Consider the following 12,255-nt stretch of genomic DNA (forward strand, 5'->3'; position numbering starts at 1 on the left):
CGCATGCTGGGCGCCGTTTGTTCCGGCGCTCGGCTTGTTGAAGCGAGACTCGCCTACTTCTTTACTGCAGGCGCCGGCAGGGACAGCAACGTATCCGTCATCGTGTCGGCGAGTCGCAATGCGGACATCGGGCCGCCGAAACCCCAGATATTCCGTTCGACAAGTCCGACGCGCCCCGAACTTCGAGCCGGCACGAAACGCCAGATCGGCGAATCGAGTTTGGTGGCGAGCGGAACGTTCTTGTCCGTCGCGCTGACGAACAGCACGGTCAGCTTCGGCTTCTTCAACAGATCTTCAGAACTGACGTACGCGGTGCCTTCGCGAGTCGCTTCTGCCGGCCACAGGTTGAGCCCGAGCGCATGCGCGACACCCGCCGCCGTGCTGTTGCCGGTGAATGCCCAGTAGCGGTCCGGCAAACCCAATTCCTGCAGCCACGCGACCTGTTCGCCGCGGTGGCCCGCTTCGGCGAGGCGCTGGGCGTTGCGGGCAAAACCTGCATCGACTTGGGCCTCGACGGCAGTTGCCGCCTCTTCGCGTCCCGTCAGGCAGCCGATGGTGCGCAGAATCTTGCGACTCCAATCGAGTTGTGTAACGTGGGCGCCGTCTTCGGTAAAGTTCGGGCCGTATTTAAACAGCACGGTCGGCGCAATGCGTTCGAGCGCTGCAAAAATCGGCGCATGCCGCAAGCCGACGCCGAGAATCAGATCGGGCCTCGCCGCCGCGATTGCTTCGAGACTCGGTTCCTGCCGTGTGCCGACATCGGGCACCGACGCGAGACGCGCGTTGTCGTAGCCGATCCACACCGGGTAATACTCGGGATCGGCCATGCCGACCGGCGTGAGGCCGACCGCCGCGAGATCTTCAGCGAACATGAATTCGAGCACGACGATGCGCTTGGGCTGTGCGCGTAGCGATGGACTCGCTTGCGAGACGATCGGGTTGTCTGCGAGCGGTGTGCAGGTTTGCTGCTGTGCTTGTGTGATGCGGGCGCGAGATGGATTACTTGTACCCGCTGCGGGTGCAACGCTTTGACTGCCTTGCGCGAACGCATACGAACCGGAGAACAGTGCGGTCGCCACCGCAACGCTAACGCAAAGCTGCCTGAAACATAGGGGTTTCCTGGTCCGGCGCGACCGTGGCGCTGATATTGGCAATCTCGTCATTGCGGCGCAGCCTGCAATGCGATTTCCGCATCGCTCATCGTCAATAGCAAGGGGCAGCGTCCACACAGTTGCGTCTCTCCAGGAATTTCATAACGTACGCAGCACACCCGCCGTACGCTGAACGGGTTCGGCAAGCTCGCGGCGCGCGGCTTCGCCTGACGCACCGGCAGACGCAGCGGATTCGCCTCGCCATTGGCGGCAAGCGGACCAAACAGCCACGCGATGTCTTCGCTCAGATCGAATTGCGGCGCGCATTGTTCGAACAGGTAGTCCAGCAGATTGCCGGCGTTGCTCCACAACACGCGCGGCGCGATTCGGGTCATTGTGCACAGCGTTTCGATCACCGTATTCAGGTGATCGACGAGCGGTGCATAGCGGCGTGCCGGGTCGCATTCAACCGGCTGCAACGCGGCACGCGCGAAATATGCGGCGATGGGAAGACCGTCGCGCAGCACGATATGCGTGTTATCCGGCGACATGGCAAGCGGACGGCGCAGCAACGCTGCGGCGACGAATCCGGCGGTCGCCGCGAAGCCGAAGTAGTACTTGGTCCATTGCGACAGCAATGCGCGTGCATGCGTTTCGCGCTCGCCGCCGTAGAGCGTGACCATAGCATCGAGCAATTCGGTGCGACGGCCAGCCAGTTCGCTAGCGGGGATCACGGCTAGCGAAGCAGTCCGGTCATCGGCGAGGATCGGTTCCTCTACGGGGTTCGGCGTGCCGAGCCACACGTGCTCGAGATAATGCGCGATCGACTCCGGCGCAAAACCCGCGAAGCATTGCGCTCGCTCGTCGTCGTGGTGGGGTTGCCGCGTCACCGTTTGCCCCGCTTCTCGCGCCGAGCCTCCACGATCAGCAGTGCCAGCAGATAGGGCGCGCCGATCAGCGCGGTCAGCACGCCAGCCGGAATCTCACGCGGCGCCAGCAACGTGCGCGCCGCGATATCGGCCACCACCAGCACCAGCGCTCCACACGCCGCCGCCAGCCACAAGCGTGTGCGATGAGCACGCGCACCGAGCATCGACGCCAGATGCGGTGCCATCAAGCCGATAAAGCCGACCGGCCCCACGGCGGCCACCGCGGCGCATGCCGCCAGCGTCGCCACGCTCAGCACCAGCGGACGCAACACGCTGATCGGCAAACCCAGCGACGCGGCCTGGTCGTCGCCCAGGGCAAGCAGATCGAGCGGCCGCGCGAGCAACGCGAACACCGGCACGGCCAGCACGCACCACGGCAGCAGCGTCGTCACTTCGCCCCAACTGCGCCCATAGGTACCGCCGACCAGCCACACCACGAAGCGCGCGGGCTGCACGCTTTGCTGGGTGATGAGCCATTGCGACAGGGTCGTCCACAGCGTGCCGATCACGATGCCCGTCAACGCAACCGCGAGCGGCGCATAGCGATGGCGGCGATTCAGCAGGAGCGTCAAGGCCAACGTGATGCCGCCGCCCGCGAGCGACGCGGCGGCCAGCGTCGAATGTGCGGCGAGCGGCCACATCACGAGCGCCGCGAGCGTCGCGAGGCCCGCGCCTTGCGTCACGCCCAGCACTTCCGGACCGGCGAGCGGATTGCGCACGATGCTTTGCATCAGCACACCGCTCGCGGCGAGCAACGCGCCCGCCAGCAGTGCGCAAATGAGACGCGGCAGACGCAGATCGAGCAGCATTCCCGCAAGCTCGTCGCGGTGATCGAATGCGGCGAGCCAGCGCTGCACGCCGATCGTCGTCGGACCGAACGAGGCGCCCGCGCACACGATCACGATACCGAGCAGCACCAGCGCGCTTGCCGTCAGCGGCCAGGGCCAGGCATCGGCCATGCGCACGAAGCGCGTGCCCGCGCGCGCAGCAGCTCGCTCCTGGCCGGCGTGCAATGCGCCCGACCACGCGGCGCCGCTGCGGATCATCGCGAGCATCAGCGGTGTGCCGACGAAGGCAATCGCCACGCCGGTCGAAAGTGTCGCGTCGAGATCGAGCGCCTGCACGGCACTGTCGGTGACGAGCACCAGCGCGCCGCCGACGAGCGCGGACAATGGCACGAGCGCGGCCAGCCGCGATGCCTTCGCGCCGCGCATCTGACGCAGCAGGTTCGGTGCGATCAGGCCGACATACGAGAGCGGCCCAGCCACACTCACAGCGACGCTCGCGAAGCCCACCGCCACCACCATCGCCGCGAGCCGCGTGGCATCCACGCGAACGCCGGCCGCTGCTGCGGCGTCGTCGCCGAGCGCGAGCGGATCGAGCGGGCGAATCACGAAGGGCAACGCGACCAGCGGCAACACGAGCCACGACGCGGCGGTCTTCAAGCCGGCCGCGCCGGGTTGATAAAGGCTGCCGCTCGCCCACAACGACACACCGACGATGCTCTGCTCGAAGAACGCGAGAATCAGCGTGGTCAGCGCGGAAAACAGCAGCATGCAAACGCTGCCAGCGAGGATGAGCCGCAACGGCGTCGCGCGCCAGCCGCCGGCGGCCGCGGCCACGCACGCTGCCGCGCCGAGACCGCACACGAACAGCAGCGGCACGGACGCCGCGCCGGCCAGCGAAGGCACCAGCATCGCGGCAAGCAAGCCGAGCTGCGCACCGCCGGTAATGCCGAGCAGATCCGGCGAAGCCAAAGGATTGCGCGTCAGCGACTGGAATAAGGTGCCGGCCACCGCGAGGCAGGCGCCCGCCGCCAATGCCGCCAGAATGCGCGGCACGCTCAGGTCGAAGAGCAGAATGCCGGCGAGTTGCGCGGCGTCGCTGCCTGCGGGCGCGGCGAGCCAGGCACGAAAACCGGGTGCAAGACGCATCACGGCCACGACCACGATCAACGCCGACAGCGCGGCGCCGATTGTCGTAACGCGGCTTTTGACGGGCGCACGGTAGCTGTCGCTGTCCACCGACGGCGCATTACGGCGCAGGCGTTTGCGCGCTGCAAGCGTCGTCATGCGGCGAGGTCCTTGCTCGTGGCTTCTTCGTGAAGCGAGGCGGAAGCCGTGTCGAGATCCGCCGCTTCGCCTTCATAGGCCGGCACGCACATCGGCGCGCCTGTTTGCGGGTGCGCGATCTTGAGCATCGGCACGCCGAAGGTCTCGCTCAGGTGACGCGGGTCGAGCATCGCATCGGGCGAGCCTTGCGCGACGATGCGGCCGGCGCGCATCAGCACGATGTCGTCGCTGTAGGCCGCTGCCTGGTTCAGCTCGTGCAGCACCCACACGATCGTGAGGCCGCGCTCACGATTCAGGCGCCGCAACTCGCGCAGTATGTCCAGTTGATGATGGATGTCGAGGTAGGTAGTCGGCTCGTCGAGCAGCACGATCGGCGCCTGCTGCGCGAGCGCCATTGCGATCCACGCGCGTTGCCGTTCGCCGCCCGAAAGCGCGGCGACGTCGCGCGCGGCATCGGCGGCAAGGCCGCTGGTGGCGAGCGCTTCGTCGATTGCCGCATGGTCGGCGCGCGACAGTCCGCGAAGCCAGCCGCCGTGCGCGTAACGACCGTACGCGACCAGTTCGCGCACGGTGAGTCCCGAAGGAATCTGGTTGAACTGCGCGAGCATGGTCAGCGTGCGCGCCAACACGCGCCGCCGGTGCGAAGCGAGCGGCACGCCGTTGACTTCGACACTGCCGGACAGCGCCGGTTGCAAACCGGCGAGCGTGCGCAACAACGTGCTTTTGCCGCAGCCGTTCGGTCCGCACAAGGCCGTGACGCGGCCGGCTGCGATGTTCAGGTTCAGACCGTGGAGCACGACGTGATCGCGATAACCGACCGTCAGCGAATGCGCCGCGAGCGCCGCGCCCTGCGATTTCGTCATGGCGCGGCCGTCCGTTTTTCGCCTTCGGCTTCGCTGTAGCTTCGCGCCATCGCCACCACGACCTTGCGCGGCCCTTCGAACGGGTCGCGTGCATGTGCGCTCAGCATGTTGTCGAGCATAAGCACGTCGCCGGTCAGCCACGGAAACACGATACGCTGCTGATCGAGCACGCCGCGGATTTCCGCGAGTGCGTCCGCTTCGAGCGGTTCGCCGTCGCCGTAATAGACGTTGCGCGGCACGTTTTCGAGGCCGACCGAATCGATCAGCGCTTCCTGCATGTCTTCATCGAGCGACGAAAGGTGGAACAGGTTCGCCTGATTGAACCAGACGTGCTCGCCCGTGCGCGGATGGCGTGCCACCGCCTGGCAGCGCTCGCGCGTACGCAGCAGCAGTTCGCCGTCCTCGCTATCGCGCCATTCGCATTCGATGCCACGCGCGCGGCAAATCCGCTCGACCGTGCGCGGGTCCGCCGAGCCGAACGCCTGCTCCCACGGAAGATCGAGCCCTTGCCCGAAGTTGCGTACGTACAGCAGCTCACGCTTCGCGAAGCGATCGACCAGCGCCGGATCGAGCGCACGGTAGATCGCGCGGCTATCGGCAATCGGCGTCGCGCCGCCTGAACGCGCGGCCAGTGCGCAGTGGAACCAGATACGTAACGGCCATTCGCGCGTGTACGATTGTTCGTTATGCAAAGGAATCGAGCGATGCGGCGGATATTCCGTCGAGGTGTACACCGCGCCTTCCACCTGGCTGCGCGGCGTCGAGGCGAACTCGTAGCCGATCAGCGGATGACCGAACGAGCCCGCGAAGCTTTGAAACGCGTCGATCGAGGCTACCTGGAAACCGGTGAACAGCACACCGCCCGCGCGTTCGAGCGTGTCGTCGACGATCGCGCGCAGCAACGGCGCTGCTTCCTCCAATGAAATCGCCGCGCCCGCGCGCGGCGAGACGACAGTCGGCAGGCCCGGTTCGATCGTCAGATCGGCGAGCGTGGGCTGCGGCGTCGAAAGCATGGTCATACTCTGGATCCTTTTGCTGAAGCGGCGTGGCCGGGCGCATGCCCCGAGGCCGCCGGATTGCACGGCACGCGCTTCAGGCCGTCCCGTCCATATGCCGGCGCAAGCTGGCCGGGCGCATATCGGTCCAGACCGTCTCGATGTGCGCGAGGCATTCGGCCTTCGGGCCGCGCACGCCCACTTCGCGCCAGCCGGCCGGCACGTCGCGGAAGGACGGCCAGATCGAATACTGTTCTTCGTCGTTGATGACGACCGTGTAGGCGAGATCGTCCGCCTCGCCGGCTGCCGTGCTGGAACTCTGCTGTGCTTGCGTCATGATGAAAGGCTCTGTCGATGAAAGGTCAGGAAGCGCCGGGACAGCGCGCTCGCCGGTCCGGCACGGCGGCGCCCGCATTCCGCGCGCACCGCTTCTATTCAGTTGACGTTTGATGCGCGCGCTTTTTTACCGCCGACGCGCGCGCCCGTTGCAGAACGCGGGACCGGCGACGCCACGATTGCAGGCGTCGAGGCAATCGGCGCAATGCTTCTCGGCGTCGCGCACCATGAAGTGCACCAGCGTTTGCGAGACGTCGAGCGCGCGTGCCGTGCTTTGCAGCGTTTCCTCGCGCAGCCGCACCATTTCGAATGCGGCGCGGCTGCGCGGCGGCAACTGGTCGAGCGCGTTGTAGACGTGCCGGAGCGTGTCCCGCACGAGCAGCGCGGCTTCCGGCGAAGGTTCCGGCGATGGCACGTGCAGGCCGTCGTCTTCGTCGGCGTGATAGGTGTTTTCCAGGCTCTGGCGGCGAAAGGCGTCGATCGACGCGTTGCGCACCATGCGCGTTACGTAGGCTACGGGTTGGCGCACCGCGTCCTGATCCGGAAAGTCGATCAGCTTGATGAAGACGTCGTGCACCACGTCTTCGGCGAGGCTCGCACAACCCACGAAACCGCGCGCCAGATTGACAAGCATCGGGCGATTGTCGATCAGCACGTCGAGCAGCGTGCCCTTCTGCCAATCGCCCGAATGTGAGTGGGCGCGGGCGCGCCGCGAAACGGGTGGACAGGCGCCGCCGGTGCTGAGAACCGATATCGGCATCGCTGTTGAAGGCTCTCGCTGGACGAGCACCTCAGCCATAGATTCGCTCCGTTTTCTCAAAGGACAGGGCGCCAATCTAACGTAAACGCGAATCATTCTCAATCAAGATTTGGAATAACCTTACAATTTCCAATAGCTTTGTCTGATGATTCGGAAGGCATCGAGGAGGTGGGCTGCACCGAGGTGTTCGTGGGCGGCGCCGGCTGCTTGTCATGTGCTGACTTGGCCAGGCTCTTGCACTGTTACGTTGGACGCCGGCGTTACGTAGCACGTGAGTGGAACACGGCCTCTACCGTTGTGACAAAATTGGTGTTTTTTCGCGGTAAATTTAATTTCTGGCCAGTTCATTCGATATATCTGCGATTAGGCTTCCCCGCCTCGCCATAACCTGCATTTGGCGTGCAACTTGCGTTGACGTCCCCATCAATAGTCGTTCAACGGGGATACCATGAAGAAATTTGCCAGTCGGACAGCCATCGCTGTTGCGACATCCACATTGCTCGCGCTCTACGGTTGCGGGTCGACTCTTAACACTCCAAGTATCGGCGGGGGCGGATTGGGTGGTACTTCGGGGTCGGGGACTTCGGGGACTTCCGGCACTTCAGGTACTTCTGGCACCTCTGGCACCTCTGGCACTTCTGGCACCTCTGGCACCTCTGGCACCTCTGGCACCTCTGGCACCTCTGGCACCTCTGGCACCTCTGGCACCTCTGGCACCTCTGGCACCTCTGGCACCTCTGGCACCTCTGGCACCTCTGGCACCTCTGGCACCTCCGGCACCTCCGGCACCTCCGGCACCTCCGGCACCTCCGGCACTTCTGGCACTTCTGGCACTTCTGGCACTTCTGGCACTTCTGGCACTTCTGGCACTTCTGGCACTTCCGGCACTTCCGGCACTTCCGGTACTTCTGGCACCTCTGGCACTTCCGGCACTTCCGGCACTTCCGGCACTTCCGGCACTTCCGGTACTTCCGGTACTTCCGGTACTTCCGGTACTTCCGGTACTTCCGGTACTTCCGGTACTTCCGGTACTTCGGGTACTTCGGGCACCTCTTCCACCCCCATCGGCAACATCATCACTCAGGCCAGTAATCTCATCACAGCCATCGGCACGACAGCCGCCGATACCGGCACCAAGATCAGCGGCACCTCGGTTCCCGGCGTCAACGGCGCAACGACCTCGAACCTCGGCAACGCGCTCACTGACCTCGGCAACGGCGTAAAGGTGCTGGGTAACGGCACCGCCGCGGGCCTCGGCACCGTCGGCAGCGCGGCCAATCCGCTCGGTCCGACGCTGACTTCGACTTCCGGCGTCGTCGCTAATACCGGTGCCGCCGTGACCGCGCTGGGCGGCGTGGTGAACAGTCTCGGCAGCGGCCCGTTGAAACCGCTTTCCCCAGTGACGTCGACGCTGGGCAGCGTCGTCGGCGGTGTGGGCAGCGGCGTCACGGCTGTGGGCTCGGGATTGAATACCGCGCTCACCAGCGCGCCAGTCCAGCAGATCGAAACACGGCTCAGTTCGGCGATCAACCCGATCACCACCGCCGTCTCCAACACGACGCAGACGCTCGGCAACGCGACAGGTCTCGGTGCACCGCTCAACAACCTGCTCGGCACGCTCGGCAACGGACTCAACGTGGCGGGCATCAAAGTGTCGGGCGCCACCGGCGATCAGGTCGGCAAGGACGTCGGCGGCGTCGGGAGCCAATTGGGCAAAACCCTGACGAGCACGGGCGGCCTGTTCACCGGCGCGACCACCAATCCGCTCGCGCCGATCACGGGCTTGCTCGGGCCGCTCGGCGGACTCGGCGGCGCAAGTGGCTCGGGCGGCGTCTCCATCCCGCCGTTGACCGGCCTGATCGGCAACCTCGGATCGCTGGGCGGCGCAGCGGGCGGCACGGGTGGCGCCGGCGGCGCGGCCGGCCTACTCGCGCCGCTGACCGGCCTTCTCGGCAAGGTCGGCTCGCTAGGCGGGACATCGGACACGGGCGGTCCGCTGGCACCCGTCGCCAACGTGGTCGGCTCGTTGACGGTCAACGTCACAGGCGGTGTCAGCGCCGGCGGTTCGTCGGGCGGCACGGCTGCCAATCCGGTGACGGGCCTCATCAGCGGCTTGACTGGCGGCTCGGCCGGCGCCGCAGGCAGCAGCGGCTCGGGTAACAAGAATCCGCTCGCGCCGGTGACCAACCTGGTCGGCGGACTGCTCGGCGGCGTCGCGGCGGCCGGCAAATAAGCGTTACGCAAGCACGGCGGCCGGGCACCAAAAAATCAACAACCCGGCCGCCTTCGATGTCATGACGACGAGGGATGACATGAACTCCACATTCGATACCGTCGCGCGCGTGCACGACCCGCGGCCCCGCTCGGCGACACCTTTTTCGATCGGCCTGCTCGGGATCGCCGTCGGATTGCTCACTCTCTGGTTGCTGCGCGACAGCAGCTCGCTCGATGGCGCGACGCGCAGCACCGTCGCCTGTCTGGCCATCATCGCCACAATTGCCGCTTACGAGCTGTTCGTCGCGCGCGTCTATTTGCGCCCGAGCGCCGGCCTCGCGAGCCGGGCGGTGCGGCCGCTGAGCATCGTGCGCGTCGAATTGCGCCTCGCGGCTCTGGCCTCGGTGTATGCGGGCATCGGCGCGCTTTACTGGCTGCTGCCCGAATATCACGGCGCCTTCTACAACCCGTTCTGGTCGCTGCTCGGTACGCTCGCGCCTTATGCGCTCATCGCGGCGCCCTTCTATTTTGCGTGGATGGACCGGCATCAGCGCGAAACCGATGACGCGTACCTGCTATGGGCGCGCTACCTATTCCGCGGCGGGCGTCCCGCGAACTGGCGCCCGGTGCGCGAGATGTTGGCGGGCTGGATGGTGAAGGCGTTCTTCCTTCCGCTGATGATCGTCTACCTGTCCACCAATGCGGATCACCTCAACGCGTCGTTGACCACCGCGCTGAACGCGCCGTTTTCGCTCGCGACATTCCGATTCGTGTACGACCTGTCGTTCGCAATGGACCTGATGTTCGGCACCGTGGGTTACATCTGCACGTTGCGCATACTCGACAGTCACGTGCGCAGCGCGGAGCCGACGACGTTGGGTTGGCTCGTTGCACTGATCTGCTATCAGCCGTTCTGGTCGCTCATCTCGAACCAGTACATTCACTACGAAGGCTCGGTGTTCTGGGACAACTGGCTTATTTCGATGCCGGTTGTGCGAATCGTGTGGGGCGCGGTCATCGTCGCTTTGCTGCTGTGCTATGCGCTTGCGACTATCTCGTTCGGTTTGCGGTTTTCGAATTTGACGAATCGCGGGATCATTACTTCGGGACCTTATCGGTTCACCAAGCATCCCGCTTATATCGCGAAGAATCTGTCTTACTGGATGGTGACGGTGCCGTTTATCGAGCCGCTGGGATGGCGAGCGGCGGTGACACATTGCGCGGCGCTACTGGCTGTGAATATGCTTTATTTCTTGCGGGCTAAGACAGAAGAAAAGCATTTGATGAATGATCCGGAGTATCGGGAGTACGCGGAGTGGATTGCGCGGAATGGGGTGTTTGCTAGGTTAGTGCGAGTGTTTGATTGAGCGACGAAGTCTTAGAGAAAAGCCTGCGTTTCAATACCCTTTCAGATCAAACAATGTCGACGCGCCAATTTATTGAGTTAGAAATTGACTGTATAGTTTAACCATCAATCTTCACCCAAACGATGCGTTTTACTAGGAAGAGCACGAGCTGTGGTCTTTAGGAATCTCATAGGAACTTCTTAAAACTCTTAATTGAGCATCTATTGTATTTAGTGAAGAGGATCGAGGCTTAAGGTGAAACTGACCGCGGACACCGGGCGATCGAAAAGGAGATACACGCAGGAGAAGAAGCGCGGGCCAGGAGTGCTACCTGACCTTGCCCCTGTTTAGCGAATCCCATAGCTGAGGGATTTATGCGGCTCGTCCCTGTTGAGCGGCGAACCAGTTTTTCTCGAACGTCATGGGGCTGACGTAGTCGAGCGTCGAGTGTAGCCGGCGTGAATTATAAAAGCCAAGCCAGTCGACGATTTCATCCATTGCTGCACGCCGGGTCGCGAAGTGCCGGCCATGCAGGCGTGCAACTTTCAACGAACCCCACAGGCTTTCGGTCGGTGTATTGACGCTCCTATGTCAAGCGACGGCCGTCGAATCGGCCAGATCGGCCAGAATGAGCGGGTACAGCTCCCGAACGATATAGCGTTTCAGGCAGCGGTGGATTTCCTTGTTCGACATGCCTTCTTTTGTCCGGCGATCAACGTAGGCTCGAGTACGCGGATCACTGCGCATGCGTACCATTGCAATAGTCCATAGGGCATTGTTTGCAGACCGGTCGCCGCCCCTGTTCAAGCGATGGCGGACCGTCTTGCCGGACGACGCCTGTAACGGACTTGTGCCGCAGAGTGCCGCCAGCGCCGCCTCACTTTTCAGGCGTTCAGGATTGTCACCCGCCACAGCAACCAATACTGCCGCGGTCTGCGGGCCGACGCCGAATCTTTCACGTAGGCGGCGGGCATGCTGGCTTGTCAGGCTTTCAAGCATTGCATCGAGCGCTTTGAGTTCTTCTGCCAGCGTCAACCAGCGCTTCGCCAGCAGTCGCAGCGTCGCCGTCAGCGTTTGCAGCATTGGCGTTTTGCCCAACGAGCGCACTCGGGCACAACTCTCAACGCATTCTGCCGTCTTTGCTTTCAGAAGACGGTCACGGATTTCCTGAGGGGCACTCACGAGCAAAGCGCGTAACTGGTTGATAGCCTGCGTCTTTGCCTTCACTGCACTACGCCTGGCAACGGAGACGGCGCGCATCGCCTCGGCGGCACCGGACTGTTCCTTTGGAATGGCCGTAGCTCTTCCGGAGAGCACCGCCCGCGCGGCGTTCTCGGCATCAGTGGGATCGGACTTGCCTCTAGATCGTCGCATCGCGCGATCGGGACGATTGACTTCAAGCACCTCGATCTCGTGATCGCGCAGCACGCGGGCCAATCCCGCTCCGTAGGTGCCGGTCCCTTCAACTCCAGCGCGCCGTAAAGAGCCGAATGAATTCGCCCATGTCAGCAGATTGAGATATCCGGCCGTGTCGGTCGTTACCGATAGCGTTCCGAGTAGCCTGCCTGTGTCGCTGATCACAGCCCCCACATGCGTATCCAGATGCGTGTCAACGCCCAGAATCACTTCGTTTTGTTCCATGCGTATAT

At 64.0% G+C, this 12,255-nt stretch carries 10 protein-coding genes and 1 pseudogene; 2 read left to right on the forward strand and 9 right to left on the reverse strand.

The window, feature by feature from the left end; genetic code table 11:
- Window positions 1-53: 53 nt before the first annotated feature.
- From PDMSB3_RS33550 to PDMSB3_RS33580, 7 genes are all read right to left on the reverse strand, one after another.
- Window positions 54-1,163: an ABC transporter substrate-binding protein gene (locus PDMSB3_RS33550; RefSeq protein WP_232064385.1), complete on the reverse strand. Its 1,110-nt coding sequence runs from the start codon at window positions 1,161-1,163 to the stop codon at window positions 54-56.
- Window positions 1,160-1,981 (reverse strand): siderophore-iron reductase FhuF, encoded by an 822-nt coding sequence (gene fhuF, locus PDMSB3_RS33555; RefSeq protein ID WP_165189226.1) that lies wholly within the window; start codon window positions 1,979-1,981, stop codon window positions 1,160-1,162. The genes PDMSB3_RS33550 and fhuF overlap by 4 nt, the downstream gene beginning before the upstream one ends.
- Entirely contained in the window at window positions 1,978-4,092 is a 2,115-nt protein-coding gene (gene fhuB, locus PDMSB3_RS33560; protein WP_007178207.1) for a Fe(3+)-hydroxamate ABC transporter permease FhuB, read from the reverse strand. The genes fhuF and fhuB overlap by 4 nt, the downstream gene beginning before the upstream one ends.
- Window positions 4,089-4,955: an ABC transporter ATP-binding protein gene (locus tag PDMSB3_RS33565; RefSeq protein WP_007178208.1), complete on the reverse strand. Its 867-nt coding sequence runs from the start codon at window positions 4,953-4,955 to the stop codon at window positions 4,089-4,091. The genes fhuB and PDMSB3_RS33565 overlap by 4 nt, the downstream gene beginning before the upstream one ends.
- On the reverse strand, window positions 4,952-5,974 hold the full coding sequence (locus PDMSB3_RS33570; protein ID WP_165189229.1) for a TauD/TfdA family dioxygenase: 1,023 nt from the start codon (window positions 5,972-5,974) through the stop codon (window positions 4,952-4,954). Before PDMSB3_RS33570 ends, PDMSB3_RS33565 begins: the two co-directional genes overlap by 4 nt.
- A 73-nt stretch (window positions 5,975-6,047) precedes the next feature.
- Window positions 6,048-6,287 (reverse strand): MbtH family protein, encoded by a 240-nt coding sequence (locus tag PDMSB3_RS33575; protein ID WP_007178210.1) that lies wholly within the window; start codon window positions 6,285-6,287, stop codon window positions 6,048-6,050.
- 126 nt (window positions 6,288-6,413) lie between these two features.
- Window positions 6,414-7,085 carry an RNA polymerase factor sigma-70 gene (locus tag PDMSB3_RS33580; RefSeq protein WP_007178211.1) on the reverse strand — a complete coding sequence of 224 codons (672 nt, stop codon included), beginning with the start codon at window positions 7,083-7,085 and terminating at the stop codon, window positions 6,414-6,416.
- Between the two features lie 409 nt (window positions 7,086-7,494).
- Between PDMSB3_RS33580 and PDMSB3_RS33585 the strand changes: the two genes are divergently transcribed.
- Window positions 7,495-9,279, forward strand: a complete 1,785-nt coding sequence (locus PDMSB3_RS33585; RefSeq protein ID WP_165189232.1) for a collagen-like triple helix repeat-containing protein — start codon at window positions 7,495-7,497, stop codon at window positions 9,277-9,279.
- A 79-nt stretch (window positions 9,280-9,358) separates the two neighbouring features.
- Window positions 9,359-10,627 (forward strand): isoprenylcysteine carboxylmethyltransferase family protein, encoded by a 1,269-nt coding sequence (locus PDMSB3_RS33590; protein WP_165189235.1) that lies wholly within the window; start codon window positions 9,359-9,361, stop codon window positions 10,625-10,627.
- Window positions 10,628-10,978: 351 nt separating this feature from the next.
- Here PDMSB3_RS33590 and PDMSB3_RS33595 read toward each other — a convergent pair.
- Together PDMSB3_RS33595 and PDMSB3_RS33600 are read right to left on the reverse strand one after the other, a co-directional pair.
- Window positions 10,979-11,185: pseudogene (locus PDMSB3_RS33595) on the reverse strand (IS3 family transposase); the annotation flags it as partial.
- A 12-nt stretch (window positions 11,186-11,197) separates the two neighbouring features.
- Complete coding sequence (locus PDMSB3_RS33600; RefSeq protein ID WP_165189238.1) at window positions 11,198-12,247, reverse strand: IS110 family RNA-guided transposase; 1,050 nt, start codon at window positions 12,245-12,247, stop codon at window positions 11,198-11,200.
- Window positions 12,248-12,255: the final 8 nt, after the last annotated feature.

The organism is Paraburkholderia dioscoreae (assembly GCF_902459535.1).
In the GTDB taxonomy this organism is placed as follows: domain Bacteria; phylum Pseudomonadota; class Gammaproteobacteria; order Burkholderiales; family Burkholderiaceae; genus Paraburkholderia; species Paraburkholderia dioscoreae.